This is a genomic window from Stenotrophomonas maltophilia, from assembly GCF_006970445.1.
GTDB classification, from domain to species: Bacteria; Pseudomonadota; Gammaproteobacteria; order Xanthomonadales; family Xanthomonadaceae; genus Stenotrophomonas; species Stenotrophomonas maltophilia_AU.
This window is the reverse complement of sequence record NZ_CP033877.1, coordinates 806,889-827,960: the sequence shown is the minus strand read 5'-3', so window position 1 is coordinate 827,960 and position 21,072 is coordinate 806,889. Positions and strand designations below refer to the sequence as shown.

The 21,072-nt window shown below is 67.9% G+C and carries 21 protein-coding genes; 10 read left to right on the top strand and 11 right to left on the bottom strand.

Translation table 11 applies throughout. From position 1 onward, the window contains the following. Positions 1-93: 93 nt before the first annotated feature. The 3 genes from EGM71_RS03695 to sufT form a co-directional block, all read right to left on the bottom strand. A complete protein-coding gene (locus tag EGM71_RS03695; protein ID WP_188487900.1) occupies positions 94-1,833 on the bottom strand; it encodes a S8 family peptidase in 1,740 nt (579 codons plus the stop codon). Between the two features lie 457 nt (positions 1,834-2,290). Beyond that, complete coding sequence (locus tag EGM71_RS03690; RefSeq protein ID WP_058980362.1) at positions 2,291-3,385, bottom strand: branched-chain amino acid aminotransferase; 1,095 nt, start codon at positions 3,383-3,385, stop codon at positions 2,291-2,293. 59 nt (positions 3,386-3,444) lie between these two features. Next, positions 3,445-3,996 carry a putative Fe-S cluster assembly protein SufT gene (gene sufT / locus EGM71_RS03685; protein WP_005415385.1) on the bottom strand — a complete coding sequence of 184 codons (552 nt, stop codon included), beginning with the start codon at positions 3,994-3,996 and terminating at the stop codon, positions 3,445-3,447. Positions 3,997-4,118: 122 nt separating this feature from the next. Here sufT and EGM71_RS03680 point away from each other — a divergent pair, with 122 nt between their 5' ends. After that, positions 4,119-4,538 (top strand): hypothetical protein, encoded by a 420-nt coding sequence (locus tag EGM71_RS03680; protein ID WP_188487898.1) that lies wholly within the window; start codon positions 4,119-4,121, stop codon positions 4,536-4,538. A gap of 415 nt (positions 4,539-4,953) precedes the next feature. Here EGM71_RS03680 and EGM71_RS03675 read toward each other — a convergent pair whose 3' ends face one another. Together EGM71_RS03675 and EGM71_RS03670 are read right to left on the bottom strand one after the other, a co-directional pair. After that, positions 4,954-6,414: an NAD(P)(+) transhydrogenase (Re/Si-specific) subunit beta gene (locus EGM71_RS03675; RefSeq protein ID WP_188487897.1), complete on the bottom strand. Its 1,461-nt coding sequence runs from the start codon at positions 6,412-6,414 to the stop codon at positions 4,954-4,956. After that, positions 6,411-6,731, bottom strand: a complete 321-nt coding sequence (locus EGM71_RS03670; RefSeq protein ID WP_005408173.1) for an NAD(P) transhydrogenase subunit alpha — start codon at positions 6,729-6,731, stop codon at positions 6,411-6,413. Before EGM71_RS03670 ends, EGM71_RS03675 begins: the two co-directional genes overlap by 4 nt. Positions 6,732-6,828: 97 nt before the next feature. Between EGM71_RS03670 and EGM71_RS03665 the strand changes: the two genes are divergently transcribed. The 3 genes from EGM71_RS03665 to EGM71_RS03655 are packed head-to-tail and all read left to right on the top strand — an operon-like array spanning position 6,829 to position 8,201. Beyond that, on the top strand, positions 6,829-7,413 hold the full coding sequence (locus EGM71_RS03665; RefSeq protein WP_188487895.1) for an RNA polymerase sigma factor: 585 nt from the start codon (positions 6,829-6,831) through the stop codon (positions 7,411-7,413). Beyond that, the gene (locus tag EGM71_RS03660; protein ID WP_188487893.1) at positions 7,410-7,736 is read left to right on the top strand and encodes a hypothetical protein; all 327 of its coding nucleotides are present in this window, start codon (positions 7,410-7,412) and stop codon (positions 7,734-7,736) included. Before EGM71_RS03665 ends, EGM71_RS03660 begins: the two co-directional genes overlap by 4 nt. A 3-nt stretch (positions 7,737-7,739) precedes the next feature. Then, on the top strand, positions 7,740-8,201 hold the full coding sequence (locus EGM71_RS03655) for a DUF3106 domain-containing protein (RefSeq protein WP_188487891.1): 462 nt from the start codon (positions 7,740-7,742) through the stop codon (positions 8,199-8,201). Positions 8,202-8,262: 61 nt separating this feature from the next. On the opposite strand, the gene EGM71_RS03650 is transcribed toward EGM71_RS03655, so the two are convergent. Together EGM71_RS03650 and EGM71_RS03645 are read right to left on the bottom strand one after the other, a co-directional pair. Further along, a complete protein-coding gene (locus tag EGM71_RS03650) occupies positions 8,263-9,342 on the bottom strand; it encodes an NAD(P) transhydrogenase subunit alpha (RefSeq protein WP_188487889.1) in 1,080 nt (359 codons plus the stop codon). Between the two features lie 52 nt (positions 9,343-9,394). Next, positions 9,395-11,716, bottom strand: a complete 2,322-nt coding sequence (locus EGM71_RS03645) for a DUF1631 domain-containing protein (protein WP_188487887.1) — start codon at positions 11,714-11,716, stop codon at positions 9,395-9,397. A gap of 331 nt (positions 11,717-12,047) precedes the next feature. Here EGM71_RS03645 and EGM71_RS03640 point away from each other — a divergent pair, with 331 nt between their 5' ends. Genes EGM71_RS03640 through EGM71_RS03625 form a run of 4 tightly spaced genes read left to right on the top strand, consistent with a single transcriptional unit; the run spans position 12,048 to position 14,902 of the window. After that, on the top strand, positions 12,048-12,629 hold the full coding sequence (locus tag EGM71_RS03640) for a nitroreductase family protein (protein ID WP_188487886.1): 582 nt from the start codon (positions 12,048-12,050) through the stop codon (positions 12,627-12,629). Then, complete coding sequence (locus EGM71_RS03635; RefSeq protein ID WP_188487884.1) at positions 12,626-13,561, top strand: 5'-3' exonuclease; 936 nt, start codon at positions 12,626-12,628, stop codon at positions 13,559-13,561. The genes EGM71_RS03640 and EGM71_RS03635 overlap by 4 nt, the downstream gene beginning before the upstream one ends. Next, complete coding sequence (locus tag EGM71_RS03630; protein WP_126928727.1) at positions 13,558-14,112, top strand: NUDIX hydrolase; 555 nt, start codon at positions 13,558-13,560, stop codon at positions 14,110-14,112. Before EGM71_RS03635 ends, EGM71_RS03630 begins: the two co-directional genes overlap by 4 nt. After that, positions 14,105-14,902, top strand: coding sequence for an N-formylglutamate amidohydrolase (locus EGM71_RS03625; protein ID WP_188487882.1), 798 nt, complete (start codon positions 14,105-14,107; stop codon positions 14,900-14,902). Before EGM71_RS03630 ends, EGM71_RS03625 begins: the two co-directional genes overlap by 8 nt. Positions 14,903-14,934: 32 nt before the next feature. Here the strand turns inward: EGM71_RS03625 and EGM71_RS03620 are convergent, their stop codons facing one another. Both EGM71_RS03620 and EGM71_RS03615 read right to left on the bottom strand, forming a co-directional pair. After that, positions 14,935-15,606, bottom strand: a complete 672-nt coding sequence (locus tag EGM71_RS03620; RefSeq protein WP_188487880.1) for a DUF7716 domain-containing protein — start codon at positions 15,604-15,606, stop codon at positions 14,935-14,937. Beyond that, a complete protein-coding gene (locus EGM71_RS03615; RefSeq protein WP_188487878.1) occupies positions 15,603-17,009 on the bottom strand; it encodes an MFS transporter in 1,407 nt (468 codons plus the stop codon). Before EGM71_RS03615 ends, EGM71_RS03620 begins: the two co-directional genes overlap by 4 nt. 106 nt (positions 17,010-17,115) lie before the next feature. Between EGM71_RS03615 and EGM71_RS03610 the strand changes: the two genes are divergently transcribed. Further along, entirely contained in the window at positions 17,116-18,000 is an 885-nt protein-coding gene (locus tag EGM71_RS03610; RefSeq protein ID WP_188489741.1) for a LysR family transcriptional regulator, read from the top strand. 139 nt (positions 18,001-18,139) lie between these two features. Here EGM71_RS03610 and pip read toward each other — a convergent pair whose 3' ends face one another. Continuing rightward, complete coding sequence (gene pip, locus EGM71_RS03605; protein ID WP_032130095.1) at positions 18,140-19,081, bottom strand: prolyl aminopeptidase; 942 nt, start codon at positions 19,079-19,081, stop codon at positions 18,140-18,142. Positions 19,082-19,129: 48 nt separating this feature from the next. Next, on the bottom strand, positions 19,130-19,987 hold the full coding sequence (prmC, locus tag EGM71_RS03600) for a peptide chain release factor N(5)-glutamine methyltransferase (RefSeq protein WP_188487876.1): 858 nt from the start codon (positions 19,985-19,987) through the stop codon (positions 19,130-19,132). Between the two features lie 323 nt (positions 19,988-20,310). Here prmC and ahpC point away from each other — a divergent pair, with 323 nt between their 5' ends. Then, complete coding sequence (gene ahpC, locus EGM71_RS03595; RefSeq protein WP_025877950.1) at positions 20,311-20,874, top strand: alkyl hydroperoxide reductase subunit C; 564 nt, start codon at positions 20,311-20,313, stop codon at positions 20,872-20,874. The last annotated feature ends 198 nt before the right edge of the window (positions 20,875-21,072 follow it).

Here is a 21,072-nt window from a genome sequence, read left to right as displayed (position 1 = left end):
ACCCAAAGAGAAGACGCCCCGGAAGGTCGGCACCTACCCAAAGAAAAACGCCCCGGCCGGAACCGGGGCGTGCCCTTGGAGAGGGACTTGGGCTCAGTACTGGGCGTTGAGGGTCAGGCCCGAGAAGGTGCTGTAGGCCTTCACCCGCACATACCAGGTGCCGGCGGCAGGGCTGTTGATGGTGCAGGTCTCGCTGTTGCCGCTCAGGTACGGACGGCAGGTATAGGTGGTATCGGTCGGGGCACTGCCCTGGCGCACGTACAGGTCGGCATCACCGCTGCCGCCACTGATCGCCACGCGCAGCTGGGTGCTGCCGGCCGGAACGGCGACGGTGTAGTTCAGCTCGGCACCGGTTGCAGCACCCAGGCCGGTCACCGGCACGTTGTTCTGCAGCACATTGCCGCCCGGGTTCGGGCCACCGCCATTGATCGCCGCATCCACGGCCGCATTGGCGTCGACGATGCCGGCGCCGCAGCCACCCGAGCAGGCGCCCGGCAGCGGGCGTGCGGTGCTCTTGATGATGCTCTCGACCTGTGCCGGACTCAGCGCGGTCGGCGCCACCGACTGCATCAGTGCAACCACGCCGGCCACATGCGGCGCCGCCATCGAGGTGCCGTTGTAGGACGCATAGGTAGCGCTGCCCGGCGTGGTGGTGCCGGTGTTGAGGGTGGACAGGATGCTCTGGCCCGGGCCGGAAATGTCGATGCCGGCACCGTAGTTGGAGAAGCTGGCACGCGCACCGGCCGAGGTCGTGGCCGCCACCGCGATCACGTTCGCGCAGTTGGCCGGCACCGACGAGGACACGTTGGTGTTGCTGTTGCCAGCGGCGACCACCACGGTGGTACCACGGCTGACCGCGCCGTTGATCGCATTCTGGTAGGTGGCCGAGCAGGTACCGCCGCCACCCAGCGACATGTTGATGACTTCGGCCGGGTTGGCATTGGCCGGCACGCCACTGACGGTGCCGCCAGAAGCCCACACGATCGCGTCGGCGATGTCGGAGGTGTAACCGCCGCACTTGCCGAGCACGCGCACCGGCACGACCTTGGCATTGAACGCAGTACCAGCCACGCCGGTGCTGTTGTTGGTCACCGCCGCCACGGTGCCGGCGACGTGGGTACCGTGCCAGCTGGAGTTGGAGGCCGGGATGCCCGAGCCGCACTCGTTGGCGCCGTACCAGTCGCCTTCGTCGTTCGGATTGTTGTCGCGGCCACCGCCATCGCGTGCCATCGCGGCGTCGCTGATGAAGTCATAGCCCGGCAGGATGTTGGCGTTGAGATCGGGATGGTTGGTGATGCCGGTATCGATCACGGCCACCACCACGCCGGTGCCGGTGGCCTTGTCCCAGGCCGGCCGCACGTTGATCGACGCGTTGGAGGTACCGAAGCCCCACTGTTCGCTGAAGCGGGTGTCGTTCGGGGTCAGCGTCGCACGCATGATCTGGTCGACTTCGACGTATTCCACGTTCGGGTCGGCGGCGAGCTTGCGCATCAGCAGCTCGGATTCGGCCTGGTCGAGCGGGCGATCGGTCCTGACCAGGGTCGGGCCGACGGCCAGCTTGCGGACCTCCTGCAGGCCCAGCGCGCGGCCCTGGCTGCTGGCCAGGCCGGCAGCGGCACTCTTCAGCGAAGAAGCCAGTGCGGTGGTGTTGGCCACCGGCGCACTGCCGTCGCGGTACTTCACGATGAAGCGCTGGTGCGTCGGCGCGGACTGCAGGCCGCTGAGCTGGACGTCACCGGCCAGCGCAGGCGTGGCCAGCAGCAGCGATGACAGAACGGACGCACCAAGAACCACCCACACTCGACGCACACGCGGTTGCGTTACCTGGGACATCGTATTTCCCTTTCTAGTGGTGTGAATGCCGGAATCGGCAGAAGCACCGGCCCGAACCCTGGGCTGGCTTGCGTTGGCGAGGTTCGAAGACCGGTGAGTCAGCGGATCCCCCTAACGATCCGCCGTGCAGATGACGCTAAAGACCAAAACCGGACACCACAAGATTTTCAGCGTCTTTTCAGCAAGATGAAATGTTCGTTCTGAGACTTCTCGGGTCGAAGGTTTGTGAAGGTGAAGGAACTTTCTCGTGCCCTGCACGCACCTGACTGGGTCATCACGTGTCCTGCGATGACTTTGCCGACATCGGCGTCCACTGTCGGCGGGGTCAGATCCCTTTTTCCACGGAAAGGGATCTGACCCCACCCACCTGTCCAAAACGCAGAAAGCCCGTCACAGGGACGGGCTTTCCAGAAGCGCAGCCGAGCGTGGGCTCGGCTCTACAGTTCAGCGTGGGCGATCAGCCCAGCTTGACCAGCCAGTTGTGGCGGTCCGGCAGGCGGCCGTACTGGATGTCGGTCAGTTCCTTGCGCAGCGACATGGTCACTTCGCCGGCCGGCGCGTTGATGTCACCCACCGAGAAGCCCTCGCCCTTCAGCTGGCCGATCGGGGTGACCACCGCGGCGGTGCCACAGGCAAACACTTCGCTGATCGCACCGGAGGCAACGCCGTCCTTCCATTCGTCAATGCTGACCTTGCGCTCTTCGACCTTCATGCCACGGTCGCGGGCCAGCTGCAGGATGCTCTCGCGGGTGATGCCCTCGAGGATGCTGCCGGACAGTTCCGGGGTGACCAGCGTGCCGTCCTTGTAGACCAGGAACACGTTCATGCCACCGAGTTCTTCCAGGTACTTGCCTTCGACCGGGTCGAGGAACAGCACCTGCGAGCAGCCCTGCGCCTGCGCCTTCTGCTGCGGCAGCAGCGAGGCGGCGTAGTTGCCGCCGCACTTGGCGGCACCGGTGCCACCCTTGGCCGCACGTGCGTACTCGGTCGACAGCCAGATCGACACCGGAGCGACGCCCTTGGCGAAGTACGGGCCAGCCGGGCTGGCAATGACGTAGTAGCCGGCCTTGTGCGCGCCGCGCACGCCGAGGAAGGCTTCGTCGCCGATCATGAACGGACGGAAGTACAGGCTCGACTCATCGGCCGACGGCACCCAGTCACTGTCAACCGCGATCAGCTGCTTCAGCGATTCGACGAAGATCTCCACCGGCAGTTCCGGCAGCGCCAGGCGCTGCGCCGAACGCTGCAGGCGACGGCCGTTGGCATCCGGGCGGAAGGTCCAGATCGAGCCGTCGGCATGGCGGTAGGCCTTGATGCCTTCGAAGATTTCCTGGCCGTAGTGCAGCACGGCCGCGGCCGGGTCCAGCTGCAGCGGGCCGTAGGCACGTACGTTGGCGTTGTGCCAGCCGGTGTCCTTGTCCCAGCGCACTTCCACCATGTGATCGGTGAAGTGCAGGCCGAAGCCCGGCTTCTCCAGGATCTTGGCGCGCTCTTCAGCGCTGCGCGGGTGGTCCGAACGGGTGACGGCGAAGCTGGGGATGGACTGGGACACCGGAGGATTCCTGTTCTGGTTGCGGGTAGTGCCGGGCCCGCGTCACTGCGGGCCCTGGGTCAAAGCATGCCGGTCTCGAGCCGCGCCGCCTCGGACATCATGTGCTGGTTCCACGGCGGGTCGAACACCAGGTCGACGTCGGCCTCGGCCACCGTCGGGATCATTTCAAGCTTGCTGCGCACGTCGTCGACCAGGATCTCGCCCATGCCGCAGCCCGGTGCAGTCAGGGTCATCTTCACGTCGATCTCGCGCTTGCCTTCGTCCAGGTGCTTGATCTCGACTTCATAGACCAGGCCCAGTTCGACGATGTTGACCGGAATTTCCGGGTCGAAGCAGGTACGCAGCTGCTGCCACACCAGCTGTTCCACCTGCTCATCGGTGGCGTCGGCCGGCAGCTCGAGCGGTGCCGGCGCCTCCTTGCCGATGGCATCGCCGTCCTTGCCGGCGATGCGGAACAGGTTGCCCTCGACGAACACCGAATAACTGCCACCCAGCGCCTGGGTGATGTACCCATAGCTGCCGGCAGGCAGGGTCACGGTGTCGCCCTGCGGGACCATCACGGCCTCGCAATCGCGTTCGAAGTGGACAGGTTCGCTGCTACGGGAATACATGGGGACCGATATGGGGCCGTGGCCGCGGCCACGCAAGACGGCATTCTAGCCCAGCCGCCCCGGCACCGCCGGTGCACTGCGGCAAACCACAGTATCCTGTGGGCGATCTTCAGGGAGCTTCGATGTCCTCCAATGCCGCGCGTGCCAGGACCGTGACCTGGCTCTGGCCCCTCATGCTGTTGCTGGGTCTGCTTGTTGCTCCCCTCGCCTGGATGGTGCTGGCGCTGATGACCGGCCGGCAGGTCGGCTGGATGGCGGTACTGGCCGCCCTGGAACTGGTGTTCATGCTGCGCCTGGGCACGCTGGGCCCGGGCCGGCTGCGCGTCGCCCTGGTCGTGCTCGGCACGTTGCTGGTGGCCGCCGTGGCCAACTGGGCTATCGCCAGCGCCTGGATGGGCGGTTCGATCGGGCTGGATCTGTGGGACGCCACGATGCGGATGGGTCCGCACCTGGCCTGGACGCTGATTACCCTGGCCAACGGCGCGGTGGAATGGCTGTGGCTGGCCGTGGCCGTGGCCGTAGGCGCCTGGCTGGCGCGCTGAGCACGTGGATCCACGCCATGCGTGGATTCGGTAGTGCCGGCCGCTGGCCGGCAAACGCGTGCGGACCAGGGTCCGCACCTACCCGATGCAGCCGCCACACGTGGATTCGGTAGTGCCGGCCGCTGGCCGGCAAACGCGTGCGGACCAAGGTCCGCACCTACCCGATGCAGCCGCCACACGTGGATTCGGTAGTGCCGGCCGCTGGCCGGCAAACGCGTGCGGACCAAGGTTCGCACCTACCCGATGCAGCCGCCACACGTGGATTCGGTAGTGCCGCCCGCTGGCCGGCAAACGCGTGCGGACCAGGGTCCGCACCTACCCAATGCAGCCGCCACACGTGGATTCGATAGTGCCGGCCGCTGGCCGGCAAAGGGGTCAGAGCCCATTCCTGCGGAAAGGGATCCGACCCCGGCCCTCAATGCCCGCCGTCGAGCGCCTTCAGCTCGCTCACCAGCGATGCGGCCGCTTCAGCGCCGTCGCCGTACAGCATGCGGGTGTTGTCAGCGTAGAACAGCGCATTCTCGATGCCGGCAAAGCCAGTGCCCTTGCCGCGCTTGATCACCACCACGTTGCGCGCATTGACCACATCCAGCACCGGCATGCCGTAAATCGGGCTGGCCGGGTCCGTGCGTGCCACCGGATTGACCACGTCGTTGGCACCGATCACCAGCACCACGTCGGTGTTGGCAAATTCCGGATTGATGTCGTCCATGTCGGCGATCAGGTCGTAGGGCACGCCGGCTTCGGCCAGCAGCACGTTCATGTGCCCTGGCATGCGCCCGGCGACCGGGTGGATCGCGAACTTCACCTTCACCCCGCGCTGGCCCAACCGCTGCGCCAGCTCCCAGATCTTGTGCTGCGCCTGTGCCACGGCCATGCCGTAACCCGGCACGATCACCACGCGTTCGGCATAGGCCATCATCGCCGCGACATCCGACGCTTCGATCGGCTTCTGCGCGCCGGTGATCGCCTGCGCTTCGCCCCCGGCGCCGGCGCCGAAGTTGGAGAACAGCACATTGCGGATCGGCCGGTTCATCGCCTTGGCCATCAGCCGGGTCAGCAGGATGCCCGCCGCGCCGACCATCATGCCGGCGATGATCAACGCCTCGTTGCCCAGCACGTAGCCCTCGAACGACACCGCCAGGCCGGTGAACGCGTTGTACAGCGAGATCACCACCGGCATGTCGGCGCCGCCGATCGGCAACGTCATCAGCACGCCCAGTGCCAGTGCAAGCACGAAGAAGGCGACGATCGCCCAGGTATTGAGCGTGCTGGCCGCGATGATCGCCAGCACCACCACTACCAGCGCCACCAGCAGGTTCATCACCTGCTGGCCGGGCCAGGTCACGCGCTTGTCCAGGCGCCCATCCAGCTTGGCCCAGGCGATCACCGAACCGGACAGCGACACCGCACCGATCGCCGCGCCGACCACCGCCAGCAGCAGCACCATGCCCGACGGCTGGCGCGCGGCCAGGTCGGCCAGCGCCTGTGCACTCCAGTGGCTGGTATCGCGGTTGGCAAGGAAGGCGTAGCGCAGCAGCTCCACTGCACCGATCGCCGCCGCCGAGCCACCGCCCATGCCGTTGTACAGCGCCACCATCTGCGGCATGTCGGTGATGGCAACCTTGCCGGCCGACCACCAGGCCAGGCCGGCGCCCAGCAGCAGCGCCACCAGGATCAGCGGCACGTTATGCAGTTCAGGCAGGAAGAAAGTCGCCACCGTGGCCAGCAGCATGCCCAGCCCGGCCCAGCGGATGCCGCTGCGCGCAGTCAGCGGCGAGGCCATGCGCTGCAGGCCCAGCAGGAACAGCGTGGCGGCGACGAGGTAGCTGGCCTTGACCAGCCAATCGAGCAGTTCGACGGTGCTGATGTTCAAGCCTGCGGCTCCTTCGGCTCGTCCTTGCCGCCCTTGGGCGCGCTCGGCTTGAACATTTCCAGCATGCGCGCAGTGACCACGTAGCCACCGGCGGCGTTGCCGGCACCGAGCACCACGGCAAGGAAGCCCAGCGCCTTCTCCAGCGGCGTCTGCGCATGCCCCAGCACCACCATCGCACCGATCAGCACGATGCCGTGGATGAAGTTGGAGCCCGACATCAGCGGGGTGTGCAGGATCACCGGCACCCGCGAAATGATCACGTGGCCGGCGATGGCCGCCAGCATGAAGATGTACAGCGCCACGAACCCGTCACTCACTGGCAACGCTCCCGCTCTGTCTTCGTCGCCCCATCATAACCACGGGCTGAACCCGCGCGCACCCGGTGTCAACCGCGGCGGCGCTCACGCGTTGTCGATGGTGACCCCGAGCGAGGAACCGTACCCTGTGCTGGTGAGCAGCCCCGTCCCCCCGAGCGCCGAGACCGATGCCCTGCCGGCATCGCTGGAGGCGTTCCTGGCCAGCGTTGGCCCGCGTGCGTTCCGCTTCGCCGAGGCCGGCCTGCGCCAGCGCGAAGATGCCATGGACGCCGTGCAGGATGCGCTGCTGCGCATGCTGGACTACGCCGACAAGCCGGCGGCCGAATGGGCGCCGCTGTTCTGGAGCATCCTGCGCCGGCGGGTGATCGACATGCAGCGCCGGCGCCGCTTCCGCCTGCCGTTCTGGCGCGACAACCAGGACGCGGAAGGCAGCGGGATCGACTGGGCCGACCCCGGCCCGGACCCAGCGCAGGCGCATGAACAGCGCCAGCAGTACCAGCAGCTGGTGGACGCGTTGCGCCGCCTGCCCGCCCGCCAGCGCGAGGCCTTCACCCTGCGCGTGCTGCAGGACCTGGACGGGGCCACCACCGCCCGTGCCATGGGCTGCAGCGAAGGCGCGGTAAAAACCCATCTGGCACGCGCCCGGCAGGCGCTGCAGGACTACCTGGAGACCCACCCGTGAACCGCTCCCTGCCTTCCGATGACACCCTGCGCAGCCTGCATGCGCAGTCGCTGCAGGCGCTGTCGCCGGCCACGCTGGCACGGCTGCGCCAGGCTCGCCACGGCGCCACGGCCGCTCATCGCGGGCGCTGGCGCTGGTGGCTGGCCAGCACCTGTTCGCTGGTGGTGGCCCTGGGCATCGGCCTGCAGTTCATCGGCCACGGCACGCTTGCCGGCCCGGCGCCGGCCCCCGTGCTGGCCTCGGTGGAAGACAACAGCGCGCTGTACGACGAGAATCCCGATCTGTACCTGTGGCTGGGCGATACCGACCTGGCGATGGAGTGAACCATGTTCCGACTGCCTACCCTGCCGCTGCTGTTGACCCTGTCGCTGCTGCCGGCCGTCCCGGCGCTGGCGCAAAGCACCGCGCCCGCCCCTGCCACACGCCCCGCACCGACCGCACCCTTGCCGGCGTGGGAGCAGCTGAGCGAATCCCAGCGCGAGTCCCTGCTGGCGCCGCTGCGCGACCGCTGGAACAGTGCCGATGCCGGCCAGCGCCAGCGCATGCTCTCGCATGGCCAGCGCTGGCAATTGATGAGCCCAGAGGAGCGCGACAAGGCCCGCCGCGGCCTGCGCCGCTTCGAGCACATGAGCCCGGAACAGCGCGAGCAGGCACGGGCCCTGTTCGGGCAGATGCGCAACATGCCGCCGGCACAGCGTGACGCACTGCGCGAGCGCTGGTCGCAGATGACGCCGGAACAGCGACGGGACTGGGTGCGCGACAATCCACCGCCGGCAAAGCCGAGGTAACGCCACGGGGAACGGGGTCAGATCCCTTTGCCTCTGGCAAAGGGATCTGACCCCATGTCATTCACGCCTGCCAGCGCGTCTTCGCCAGCAGCTCGTCGTCCCAGTCGAAATCGAGCTGCCCTTCGCGCACGAACAGCGCAACGAAGTTGAGCAGATTGCGCGCATACATCTCGCTGGCCTGGGTCGCGCCGCGACTGGCCAGGCCCAGCGGGCCATCGATGGTCACGCCCTGGTGCTCGATGCACTGCCCCGGCTGGGTCAATGCACAGTTGCCGCCGCTCTCGGCCGCCAGATCGACAATGACGCTGCCGGTGGCCATGCCCTCCACCATCGCGGCGGTCACGATGGTCGGCGCCGGGCGCCCGGGCACCGCGGCCGTGCAGATCACCACGTCCACGCCACGCAGGTGGTCGGCCAGCCGACGCTGCTGCTCGGCGCGCTCCTCGTCGGTCAGCGCCCGCGCATAGCCACCCTCGCCCGCCGCGCTGACCCCGAGGTCGAGGAAGCGCGCGCCCAGTGACTGGATCTGCTCACGGGTTTCCGGGCGCACGTCGAAACCTTCCACCTGCGCACCGAGACGCCGCGCGGTGGCGATGGCCTGCAGGCCCGCCACGCCGGCGCCGATCACCAGCACCTTGGCTGGCCGCACGGTGCCGGCGGCGGTGGTCAGCATCGGGAAGAAGCGCGGCGCGCGTTCGGCGGCGATCAGCGCCGCCTTGTAACCGGCCATGCCAGCCTGCGAACTGAGTACATCCATCGCCTGCGCACGGGTGGTGCGCGGTAGCTGCTGCAGCGGGAACAGCTGCAGGCGATCATCGGCCGCCAATGCGGCCAGCGCCGGATCGGTGGCCGGGGCCAGCAGGCCAACCACGCTGGCACCGGGCTTGAGCTGCTCCAGCACCGTCGCAGCGGGCGCCTGCACGCACAGCAGGATATCGATCTCGGCCCAGCGGCCCGCGTCGAAGACGCGTGCGCCGGCATCGTCATAGGCGGCATCGGTGAAGCCGGCGGCCAGGCCAGCGCCGGCCTCGTACCAGACGGTAATACCCAAGGCACCGAGCTTGCGCGCGGTTTCCGGCGTCAACGCCACGCGCCGTTCACCCGGCGCGGTCTCCTTGATCCCCAGCAACGCCACGGCCATGCAGGTCCCCGCTGATCGGTGAGTTTCCCCGATCCTAGCAGGCAGCCAGCGCTCAGTGCAGGGTGGCGCTGCCCGGGTCGAGGCGGTCGATCACGCCCTGCATGGCGCTGTCGAAGGCGCCATCGTCAACGTGGGCACGCAGGCGGCCCAGCCGCACCATCACCGCCAGCTCCTCCGGCGAGGCCACGCAGAAGCGCACGCCGCGACGGTTGACGAACAGCAGGCGCGAGGAAATCGGGCTGACCCAGGACAGCTTGCCGGCCTGCACCTTGCCGTCCTTGTCGACGAAGTCCAGCCAGTTGCCGATTTCCATGCGGCGGAAGCGGTCGGCATCGGCATTGTCGAAATCATCGGCGTCGATCTGCCCGCCGAGCTCCACCGCTGGCGATTCAGCCACTGGCGGCGCCGGCAGCGCGACCTGCGGCAGCTCGGGCAGCGCGCGCTGCAGTTCGGGCCGCGACTCGGCGATGCCCTGCAGCGTGTCATGCAAGGCGTCGATCGCCCCGGTGGCCGCATCGCCGTGCACGCCGACGCTGGCAAACACCTTGGCCAGCACCGGCTGCCAGGCCTGCAGCCACGGTTTGCCGACGATCTGGCGGCGGGCCTCGGCCACTTCCTCCAGCAGGCCATCGCCAAGGCTCAATGCCTCGGCCACCGACGCGCCTTCTTCGCCCTCGCGCAGCAGTGCCAGGGTCAGATGGTGCTGCCATGGCTGGCGCAGGAACTCGGCAATGGCCGGCGGCAGGGTGGCATCGCCGATGCGGCGGTCCAGTTCCGTACTGGCCCGGCTGCGGGCCATTTCCAGCTTTTCCTGCCCGCGCTGCGTTTCCGCGGCACGGCGCTCGGCGATTTCCACGCGGCGGCGATGCTGCACCAGGAACTCGCGGAATTCTTCTTCCAGGGTCAGGAAGATCGCGAGGTTCTCGTTGAACTCGGCCACCAGGCGCTCGATGATCTCCTCGACCTTGGCCATCAGCATGCGCTCGGCCTGGCTCTCGCCGGTGTTGCCCTCGCAGGCCTCGGCCAGCGAGTTGAGCAGCTTGCGCGCCGGATGGGTCTTCTGCACGAACATGCGGCGGTCGAGCATGGCGACCTTGACGAAAGGCACCACCAGGCGGCCGATGAGTTCGCGCGAGCGGCCTTCCAGCTCACGCTCATCCAGCATCACGTCGAACAGCATGCCGACCAGGTCGATCGCATCCTCGTCCTGCGGGTCCAGGCGGGTCTGGCCAGGGTCCACGCCAAGCTGGGTGGCGCTGGACAGCACTTCGCTCTTCAGCCGCTGCGCCAGCGATTCGCCGTCCTCGCCGATGGCTGCACGCAGCGTCGCGCTGGGCGTGGCCTGCAGCAGCGACAGCACCGACATCATTTCGCGCTGGCTGAGCGGACGCTGCTGGCCGATCGCCACCTGCGCGGCCGACGTCGCGTCCTCACGCACGTGGCGGGTCTGCTGCAGCAGTTCGTGCAGCGCTTCCAGCAGCATGCCCTGCTGGCCTGCGTAGGCCTCGCCGGTGCCGCCGTCTTCGCCGCCCAGATGCTGCTGCATGTGGCCGCGGCGCTCGGACCAGCGCGCGGCAAAGCGCTGCGCCCAGGCCGGTGCGGCCTGCTCGTCATCGCTGAATCCAGGGTCGAAGCCCGCACTCTGGCGCTGCTCGACCAGATCATCCAGCATCCCGGCCATGCGCGGATCCGGCGCCGCCGACAGCGGACGCTGCGGCGCACCCATCTGCGACATCACGCCGGCCGCGGCCAGCTGTTCGTCCAGCTTCTCGTAGATGCGGCCGACCGGTGCGCGCAGGTCGCGCTCGCACAGCTTGATCAGCACCAGATGTACTTCCGGGGCCAGTTCGCAGCCAGCAAAGGCCTCGTGGATGGCCACGCCCAGATGTTCGGGGCTGATCGGATTGTGGTCGGCGTCCAGTTCCGCGCCGCCGATCAACCGGCCCAGGCGGCGATCCAGCCGCGCCAGCACCGGCTTGAAGTCGCGCAGCAGCACGGTGGCAAAGTTGCGCACCGCCAACCGCGATTCCAGTACGTGTTCGGCCAGCAGGCTCAGGCCATCCTCGGCCGGCCCGGACAGGGTCGCCTCGGCTGACAGCGGCTCACCGGCCGCCAATGCGGCCCAGGCCTGCTGCAGGTGGCCGGCGAAGGCGGCAGCGATGTCCTCACGGCGGCGGCGCAGTTCGCGCATCGCGTCCAGGAACAGCAACTGCGACGAGCCGGCATTGCCGGCGCGGTCGAACAGGGCATCGTCGAAACGCGCCAGTGCCGCCCCGAAGGCCTGGCACAGCGCGGGCAGGACCATGTCCCGGGCAAGCTGGAGCTGGGCCGGGTCACGGCCCGGCGATCCCATCGGTGTGGGCACGCTCATCATTCGGGAAGGCTCCCCACCTTCTCTGGTACGACAGACAGCACGGACTTCGCGACGACCGGCACACCCCATGTACCGGAACGTCGATGGTAGGCCGGCCAGCCCGTCACGGACAGTGAAACAGTCCTCACTTCAAACCTCATGACCGGCGGCCCGGCAAGACAGATATCGTAAGCCGTGCAAGGCCCACGAGGCGAGGGGAAGCGGCTGTCCGTTTCCCGCCAGTGGCATGATGTTCATCACAGTTTGGTATTCAGGGGCCGGACGCGACACAGACGGCGTCATTGACCACCCCGACTATAATCAAACACCCGTGATGACCGGTTCAGACTCCATGCCCGACCCCGCTGCCCTGCTCGCCCTGGATGCCCGCCGCTCGGTGCCCTCGCGGCAACTGGGCGAGCCCGGACCGGACCCGGCCACCCTGCAGCGGATGCTGGCCTCGGCGGTGCGCGTGCCCGACCACGGCAAGCGCGTGCCGTTCCGCTTCCTGAAAATCGCCGGCGATGCACGTCACACTCTGGGTGACTTCCTGGCCGAACGCAGCCGCCAGCGCGACCCGCATGCGGGCGAGGCCGTGTTCGAGAAGGACCGCCAGCGTTTCAGCCATGCACCGCTGGTGATCGTGGTGGTGGCCAGCCCGCGCCCGGACCCGAAGGTGCCCGAACAGGAACAGCTGATGACCGCCGGCTGCGTCTGCTTCGCCCTGCTGCAGGCCGCGCAGGCGCTGGGCTTCGGCGCGCAGTGGCTGACCGCCTGGATGGCCTTCGATCCGGTCGTGCAGGCCGAGCTGGGCCTGGTCGAAGGCGAACGCATCGCCGGCTTCATCCACATCGGCACAGCCAGGGCCGATGTGCCCGAGCGCGAGCGCCCCGACCCGGCGGCCCTGCTGCGCGACTGGACGCCGCCGGCATGACCCTGCCGGCGCCACCGCCGTCGCTGTACCTGGTCGACGCCAGCATCTACGTGTTCCGTGCCTGGCACTCGCTGCCGGATCAGTTCCAGGACGCGCAGGGCTGGCCCACCAATGCGGTGCACGGCTTCGCCCGCTTCCTGCTGGACCTGCTTGAGCGCGAGCGCCCGCGGCACATCGCCATCGCCTTCGACGAAGCGCTAGACAGCGGCTTCCGCCACCGGCTGTATCCGGCCTACAAGGCCAACCGTGATCCGGCACCGGAGGCGCTCAAGCGCCAGTTCGTGCACTGCAAGGCGCTGTGCGCGGCGTTGGGCCTTGCCGTCCTGGCCCACCACGAATACGAGGCCGACGACCTGATCGGCAGCGCCCTGCACGTGCACCGTGGCAGCCATCGCGGGGTGATCATCTCCGCCGACAAGGACCTGTCGCAGCTGCTGGTCGACCACGACGAGCAGTGGGACTACGCCCGCAACCAGCGCTGGGACGTGGCCGGAGTGAAGGCGCGGCACGGCGTGCACGCCCACCAGATCGCCGACTACCTGGCGCTGTGCGGCGATGCGGTGGACAACATTCCAGGTGTCAGTGGCGTCGGCAGCAAGTCCGCCGCCGTGCTGCTGGCCCACTTCGGCAGCATGGATGCGCTGTACGAGCGGCTGGACGAAGTGCCGTTCCTGCGCCTGCGTGGCGCTGCACAGATGGCCGTGCGCCTGCGCGAGCAGCGCGAGCACGCCCAGCTGTGGCGCCAGCTGACCACCATCGCGCTGGACGCGCCACTGGAAGGCAGCCAACCCGGGCTGCTGCGCCAATCCGCCGATCCGGAGCTGCTCGGCGGCCTGTGCCAGACCCTGCGCTTCGGCCCGATGACCCGCCGCCGGCTGTTCGATGCCGCCGGAGTGGCCGACCCTCTTCCCACCCACAGCGAGCCCGCATGAGCCAGCGCAATACCGAAGCCCCGCGCGTCGTCTACGAAGGCAAGTACCAGCGCATGCTGGTGCGCGGTACCTGGGAATACAGCGAACGCACCCATGCTGGTGGCCTTGCCGCGATCATCATCGCCGTCACCCCGGAGGACAAGGTGCTGTTCGTCGAACAGTTCCGCGTACCGCTGCAGGCACCCACCATCGAGATGCCGGCCGGCCTGGTCGGCGACATCGACGCCGGCGAATCGATTGAAGTTTCGGCCGTTCGCGAGCTGGAAGAAGAAACCGGCTGGACCGCCGATCACGCCGAAGTGTTGATGATCGGCCCGACCTCCTCCGGTGCCAGCAGCGAAAAGATCGCCTTCGTACGCGCCACCGGCCTGCGCCGGATCGGCGAAGGTGGCGGTGATGACAGCGAGGACATCACCGTGCACGAGATTCCACGCAGCGAGGCTGCGGCCTGGCTGGTGCAGAAGATGGGCGAAGGCTACGAGCTGGACGCCAAGCTGTGGGCCGGGCTGTGGATGATCGAGCACCATCTGGATGGACGCCCGCGTGGCTGACGCCGACCTGCATGCGCTGCCAGCACTGCTCGGCGCCGACGACCCGGCGATCTACACCCTCCACCGGCCGCAGGGCGCTTCGCCGTACCTGCTGCTGGCCGATCACGCCGGCCAGCAGGTGCCGCGCGCGCTGACCGGGCTCGGCCTGGCCCAGGCCGAGCTGGACCGCCACATCGGCTGGGACATCGGCATTGCCGGCACCACCCGTGCACTGGCCGAACGGCTGGACGCCTGGGCGATCGAACAGACCTATTCGCGGCTGCTGATCGACTGCAACCGCCCACTGGCCTCGCCGACGCTGATTCCGGAAGTGAGCGACCACACCGTGGTCCCGGGCAATGCCGGGCTATCGGTGGCACAGCGGCAGCAGCGCATCGATGCGATCCACGCGCCCTACCACGCGCGCATCGACGCGGAACTGGATGCACGCCGCGATGCCGGCCGCCCCACCCTGCTGGTGATGATGCACAGCTTCACCCCAGTGATGAACGGCACGCAGCGGCCGTGGCATGCCGGCGTGCTTTACCACCAGGACACGCGCTTTGCGCATGCGCTGCTGCAGGCACTGCGCGATGAAGGCGACCTGGTGGTGGGTGACAACGAACCGTATTCGGTCAGCAGTACCAGCGACTACGCGGTGCCGGTGCATGGCGAAGGCCGTGGGCTGGTGCACGTGGAACTGGAGATCCGCCAGGACCTGATCGCCAATGCCGCCGGACAGCAGGCGTGGGCGGAGCGGCTGGCGCGGATCTTCAGCGTGTTGCAGCCACAGTTGCTGGCGGCCGGGTGAGGGTCATCCACGCATGGCGTGGATGGTGTTGTTCAACGCAATACGGGAGCCGCCATCCACGGGAACGGCTTGTAGCCGCGCACCTGCAGCGTTGCGCCGATGGCGGTGAAGTCATCCTTGATCACCTGCGCGCGGCGACGATCCAGCGCTTCACCCAGCACTAATGGCAACGCACGGCAGCGTGCCAACGCCTCGCCCACCGGAATCTCCAGCAGGCGTGCTACGCGCTGGGCTGCTGCCTTGACCTGCAGCTCCGGACAGGCGCCCAGCACCAGATCGAAGGACGCGAAGATACCTGCGCCCACACCCACCTCCCGCGCAGCCGCCTGGTCTTCGACCGTCGCCTCACCCAGGGCTACGTCGATGCCATCGACCTGCTGGAACGCATCGAATTCAGCGTAGTACGCCAACGCCTGCGCGTAGTCCTGCACGGATGACAGCGGGCGCTGCCGCTTCTGCACGTCGAGCACGTCGGCGAACGTGGCCGGTTCCAGGTACGGGAACAGCCCCATCGCTGCCGAAGCGGCCGATCGCTCGCCGTCGTCATCCAGTGCTTCATCGCTGGACGAAGGCAGCCACAGCCGTGCCTCCAGCAGGTTCTCGTCGCTGGCCATTACCCAGCCGAAGGTGTCCCACACCTCATCGTCATCGTTGCAGGCCGCGAAGGCTTGCAGGGTCTGTTGCAGGTCCAGCAGTTCGTTCATGCGTCGTTGGCCAGGCAGGCGCTCGCCGCCGAGTCTACCGGGCGCAGGCCCAGCGCGATGACCACGCCGAACAGGGCAAACAACGCGGCGCCGTATTCGGCGCGCACCAGACCGGCCAGTGCATTCGGCGAACCGGCGGCACCCGCATCGGCATTGGCCACCATCACCAGCACCGCCAGGCCCAGCGCACCGCCGATCTGCTGCGCGGTGGCCGCCATGCCCGACGCCACGCCCTGCTGTGCAGACGGCACGCCCTGCCCGGCCACGATCCACATGGAGGTCCAGGTCATGCCCTGGCCGATGCTCAGCACCACCACGCCGGGCAGCAGCGGCCAGAAGCTCGCGCCGTGCGGCAGTGTCGCGGCCACCCAGGCGATACCGATGGCACCGGCCAGCTGCCCGACCACCAGCACCTTGCGCGCGCTCCAGCGCTGCAGCGTCCACTCGGCCAGCTGGATGCCGACCGTGCACACCGCGGTGGCCGGCAGGAACGCCAGGCCGGCCTGCAGCGGGCTCCAGCCGTAGCCGTCCTGGAAGTACAGCGCCATGAAGTAGTACTGCACCCCGTAGCTGCTCATGAAGGCGAAGGTCAGGCCCAGCGCGGCGCGCAGTCCGGGCAGGCGCAGCAATGCGAACTGCATCAGCGGATCGCGGCTGCGCTGCTCGATCTGCACGAACACCACCAGCAGCAGCACCGACAGCAGCAGGCAGCCCAGCGTGGCCGGTGCGGTCCAGCCCCATTCCGGGCCCTGCACCAGGGTGGTCACCAGCAGGCTGCCGCCGAGGGTGACGGTGATGCAGCCGGCCAGATCGAACGAGCGGCCCTGCGCACGCGGGCCATCGGCCGGCAACCACGCGCCTGCGGCGACCGCACAGGCGGTGGCCAGCGGCACGATCACCGCCAGCACCGCCGGCCAGCCGAATGCCTGGGTCAGCACGCCACCCAGCAGCGTGCCCAGCGCCAGGCCCACCGCGCTGGCCATGCTCCAGATCGCCAGCGCGCGGTTGCGCACCGGACCTTCCGCGTACAGCGTGTTGATCAGTGCCAGCGTGGCCGGGAACAGTAGTGCCGCGCCGATACCCTGTGCCGCGCGCGCGATGATCAGCAGAGTGGCATTCGGCGCCAGCGCACCGAGCAGCGACGCCAGTGCGAACAGCAGCATACCCAGCCGATAGAAGCGGCGGCGGCCGATCAGGTCGGCGGCACGCCCCCCAAGCAGCAGGCTGCCGCCGAAGGCGACGGTGTAGGCACTGACCACCCACTGCAGCTGCTGCGCGTTGATCTGCAGCGCGCGCCCCATGTCATGCAAGGCGACGAAGATGATGGTGGCGTCCAGGGCGATGATCAGCTGGGCGGTGGCCAGCAGGGTCAGCGCCCAGCGCGGGTACTTGAGGGGAGGCATCGGCGGTCGGGTGCGTTGGGGGGAGCGCAGTCTCATTGATGCAGAGCGATCAATAAACCCCTTTCCAGCCATATCTGTCATGATTTTCAGCATGAATGGACTGTCGATGGACCTCAATGCGGTGCGCATGCTGGTGCAGGTGGCCGAAGCCCGCAGTTTCACCGTCGCCGCCGGGCAGCTGGGCCTGAGCCAGTCAGGCCTGTCGCGCGCGATCGGTCGGCTGGAGGCCACGCTGGGGGTGAAGCTGCTGCAGCGGAACACCCGCAACGTGGCGCTGACCCCGGATGGCCGCCAGTTCGTCGATCAGGTCGCGCCCCTGCTGTGTGGTTTCGAGGATGCCGAACGCCTGTTGGCCGACCGTCCGTGCACGCCCGCGGGCACCCTGAAGATCAGCGCGCCATCGATGTTCGGGCGCAAGGTGCTGGTGCCGCTGCTGGTGCCGTTGCTGCAACAGCACCCGCAGCTGCAGGTGGAAGCCGTGCTCAGCGACCGCCTGGTCGATCTGGTCGAGGAAGGTTTCGACGCCGCGCTGCGCACCGGCGTCATCGCCGACCAGCGCATCGTCGCGCGTCCGTTGCGCCCTCTGCGCTGGGTGACGGTGGCCAGCCCGGACTACCTGGCCCGCTGTGGTGCACCGGACGATGTGGCGGCGTTGCAGGGCCACGCATGCCTGGCGGTGCGCAACCTGCGCAGTGGCCGGCTGGTGGACTGGCAGTTCCTGCAGGACGGGCAACTGCGCGAGTTCACCCCGCCAACGCGGATGGTGTTCGACAGCGGTGATCCGCTGGTGGAAGCGGCCATCGCCGGTATCGGCATCGTGCAGGTGATGGATTTCGCGGTGGCCGATGCGCTGGCCGACGGCCGCCTGCAGCGCGTGCTGCAGCCGTTTGAAGGGCGCAGCCGCGCGCTGTCGCTGATCTACCCACCGTCGCGCCAGCATTCGCCGAAGCTGCAGGTGCTGGCCGACGCGTTGCTGGCCGGGGATTGGTAGCGCCGGCCGCTGGCCGGCGCCTGCAGGAATCCAAACGTCTCAGGTTTGCTGGCCAGCGGCCGGCACTACCGGGCTGTGGTAGATCCACGCCATGCGTGGATGAGGGTTGGTAGCGCCGGGCATGGCCCGGCGTTACCGATCAGGCAAAGCTATCGGTGGCGCGCACCAGCGCGTCCACGTTCTCGGCCTCGAACGCCGAATGGCCCGAGGCCGGGGTGATCTCCAGCTTCGCCTTCGGCCACACCTTGGTCAGGTCCCAGGCGTTGGCCAGCGGGCAGACCACGTCGTAGCGGCCATGCACGATCACGCCAGGAATGTCGGCGATGCGGTGGGCGTCGCGCAGCAGCTGGTCTTCCACTTCGAAGAAGCCGCCGTTGACGAAGTAGTGGTTCTCGATGCGGGCGAAGGCCAGTGCGAAGTGCGGGTCTTCGTGGCTGTTGATGAAGTCATCATCGACGTGCAGGAAGCTGGTCGCGCCTTCCCATACCGCCCACGCCTTGGCCGCTTCCAGGCGAGTGGTTTCGTCTTCGCTGGTCAGGCGGCGGTGGAAGGCCGAGATCAGGTCATGGCGTTCCACCGACGGAATCGGCTTGAGGTAATGCTCCCACGCATCCGGGAACAGGCGGTTGGCGCCTTCCTGGTAGAACCATTCCAGCTCCCAGCGGCGCAGCATGAAGATGCCGCGCAGGACCAGCTCGGTCACGCGCTGCGGGTGGGTTTCGGCGTAGGCCAGGGCCAGGGTCGAGCCCCAGCTGCCGCCGAACACCTGCCAGCGATCGACCTTCAGGTGCTCGCGCAGCTTCTCGATGTCGGCAACGAGGTCCCAGGTGGTGTTGTCCACCAGGTCGGCGTGCGGAGTGGAACGGCCGGCACCGCGCTGGTCGAACAGGATGATGCGGTACTTGGACGGGTCGTGGAACTGGCGCATCTTGTCGCTGCAGCCACCGCCCGGGCCACCGTGCAGCATCACCACCGGCTTGCCGTCCGGATTGCCGCACTGTTCGAAGTACAGCGTGTGGCGGTCGTCGACCTTCAGGGTACCGACGTCGTAGGGGGTGATGGCGGGGTACAGCGTACGCATGCTTGCAGCTCCAGGGTGATGCCCTGCCGGGGCAGGAGAACCTCCATTCTAGGCCGGACGCCGACCCAGGGTGATGCGGTCACGCTGCTCCAGGTCCTGCACGGTCTGCACCTCGGCAAACCCCGCCGACTCGAACAGCGCGCGGATCGCCGCGCCCTGGTCCCATCCGTGTTCGATCAGCAGCCAGCCGCCGGGCAGCAGGTGGGCCTGGCCACCGTCGACGATACGGCGGATGTCATCCAGGCCATCGACGCCGGAGGCCAGCGCGGTAGTCGGTTCGAAGCGCAGGTCGCCCTGTTCCAGGTGCGGGTCGTCGCTGGCGATATAGGGCGGGTTGCTGGCAATCAGGTCGAAGCGCAGGCCCTGCAGCGGCGCATACCAGTCGTGCCCGCCCTCGGCGAAGCGGACGTTGCCCAGTTCATGGCGGGCGGCATTGCGCGCAGCCACGGCCAGCGCGCCCGCGCTGGCATCGGTGGCCAGCACCCGTGCCTGCGGCCGTTCGCTGGCCAGTGCCAAGGCGATCGCGCCGCTACCGGTGCCCAGGTCGGCCAGCTGCAACGCCTGGTCTGACGGCAGCCGCTCCAGCGCCAGCTCGACCAGCAGCTCGGTTTCCGGACGCGGGATCAGCGTGGCCGGGTCGACCTCCAGATCCAGTGTCCAGAATCCGCGTCGACCGGTCAGATAGGCGACCGGCTCACCGGCCACGCGACGGGCCAGCAACGCTTCGAAGGCGGCCTGGTCGGCAGCGGCCAGCGGATCGGTGGCATGTGCGAACAGCCAGCTGCGCGGGCGGTCCAGCACGTGCAGCAGCAGCAGCTCCGCCTCGTGGCGGGCTTCGACGCCGCCCAGGCGGGCACTGGCGTCGGCCACGATCTGGCGCAGGGTGGGTTCGGTTTGGAAAGACATTCCGCAATTGTAGGGCCGAGCCCATGCTCGGCCGCTCCACCCGCAGCCGAGCATGGGCACGGCTCTACAAAAGCTGGAATTCGTTCAGGTCCTACGGGAGGGAATAAGGAGGGGCTATCGGCCCCATTCCGTGCCTCCGGGAGATTTTCCTTGTCACACAGGCAGTTGCAGGATGGAAGCAGCAGGGTTCAGTGCCTGCTCATGACCTTCTGATAGACTCCATCTATCAAATAGATGCAATCAATGGATTGTTCTTATCGCTAGCGAGTCGGTAACCTAGCTCCTGTCGATTCACCCACTCCCCTTCACCCAGAGGAAAAACGATGTCCCTGATCAACACCCAGATCCAGCCGTTCGAAGCCAATGCTTACCTGAATGGCGAGTTCATCAAGGTTTCCGACAGCACCCTGAAGGGCCAGTGGTCGGTCCTGATCTTCATGCCGGCCGCCTTCACCTTCAACTGCCCGACCGAGATCGAGGACGCGGCTGACCATTACGCCGAGTTCAAGAAGGCTGGCGCCGAGGTCTACATCGTCACCACCGATACCCACTTCTCGCACAAGGTGTGGCACGAAACCTCGCCGGCCGTCGGCAAGGCCCAGTTCCCGCTGGTCGGCGATCCGACCCACCAGCTGACCCGCGCCTTCGGCGTGCACATTGAAGAAGAAGGCCTGGCCCTGCGCGGCACCTTCATCATCAACCCGGAAGGCGTGATCAAGACCCTGGAGATCCACTCCAACGAGATCGCCCGTGACGTGTCCGAGACCCTGCGCAAGCTGAAGGCTGCCCAGTTCACCGCCGCCAACCCGAACCAGGTCTGCCCGGCCAAGTGGAAGGAAGGCGAGAAGACCCTGACCCCGTCGCTGGACCTGGTCGGCAAGATCTAAGGCAGTACCGGCCTGCCGTGGCCCCACGCCACGGCGCGCCCTTCATCCCCGTGCCGGTCCCCCCGCCGGCGTGGGGGTGAACCCAAGACAGCCAACGCACGCCAGCCTTGGCCAGCCAGCCCCTTCCACGGTCGCTGTCTTGGGTTCACCCCTACCCCCTGCTGGTCCGCTACCTTCTACAGCGGTGCCACGCCCCCT

Excerpts from the sequence above, each read along its gene's own strand:
- EGM71_RS03630 (WP_126928727.1), top strand. The coding sequence starts at position 13,558 with ATGAGCCAGCGCAATACCGAAGCCCCGCGCGTCGTCTACGAAGGCAAG.
- pip (WP_032130095.1), bottom strand. The coding sequence starts at position 19,081 with ATGCGTACGCTGTACCCCGCCATCACCCCCTACGACGTCGGTACCCTG.
- ahpC (WP_025877950.1), top strand. The coding sequence starts at position 20,311 with ATGTCCCTGATCAACACCCAGATCCAGCCGTTCGAAGCCAATGCTTAC.
- EGM71_RS03655 (WP_188487891.1), top strand. The coding sequence starts at position 7,740 with ATGTTCCGACTGCCTACCCTGCCGCTGCTGTTGACCCTGTCGCTGCTG.
- EGM71_RS03620 (WP_188487880.1), bottom strand. The coding sequence starts at position 15,606 with ATGAACGAACTGCTGGACCTGCAACAGACCCTGCAAGCCTTCGCGGCC.
- EGM71_RS03635 (WP_188487884.1), top strand. The coding sequence starts at position 12,626 with ATGACCCTGCCGGCGCCACCGCCGTCGCTGTACCTGGTCGACGCCAGC.
- EGM71_RS03615 (WP_188487878.1), bottom strand. The coding sequence starts at position 17,009 with ATGCCTCCCCTCAAGTACCCGCGCTGGGCGCTGACCCTGCTGGCCACC.
- EGM71_RS03665 (WP_188487895.1), top strand. The coding sequence starts at position 6,829 with ATGGTGACCCCGAGCGAGGAACCGTACCCTGTGCTGGTGAGCAGCCCC.
- EGM71_RS03680 (WP_188487898.1), top strand. The coding sequence starts at position 4,119 with ATGTCCTCCAATGCCGCGCGTGCCAGGACCGTGACCTGGCTCTGGCCC.
- prmC (WP_188487876.1), bottom strand. The coding sequence starts at position 19,987 with ATGTCTTTCCAAACCGAACCCACCCTGCGCCAGATCGTGGCCGACGCC.
- sufT (WP_005415385.1), bottom strand. The coding sequence starts at position 3,996 with ATGTATTCCCGTAGCAGCGAACCTGTCCACTTCGAACGCGATTGCGAG.
- EGM71_RS03695 (WP_188487900.1), bottom strand. The coding sequence starts at position 1,833 with ATGTCCCAGGTAACGCAACCGCGTGTGCGTCGAGTGTGGGTGGTTCTT.
- EGM71_RS03645 (WP_188487887.1), bottom strand. The coding sequence starts at position 11,716 with ATGATGAGCGTGCCCACACCGATGGGATCGCCGGGCCGTGACCCGGCC.
- EGM71_RS03650 (WP_188487889.1), bottom strand. The coding sequence starts at position 9,342 with ATGGCCGTGGCGTTGCTGGGGATCAAGGAGACCGCGCCGGGTGAACGG.
- EGM71_RS03640 (WP_188487886.1), top strand. The coding sequence starts at position 12,048 with ATGCCCGACCCCGCTGCCCTGCTCGCCCTGGATGCCCGCCGCTCGGTG.
- EGM71_RS03610 (WP_188489741.1), top strand. The coding sequence starts at position 17,116 with ATGGACCTCAATGCGGTGCGCATGCTGGTGCAGGTGGCCGAAGCCCGC.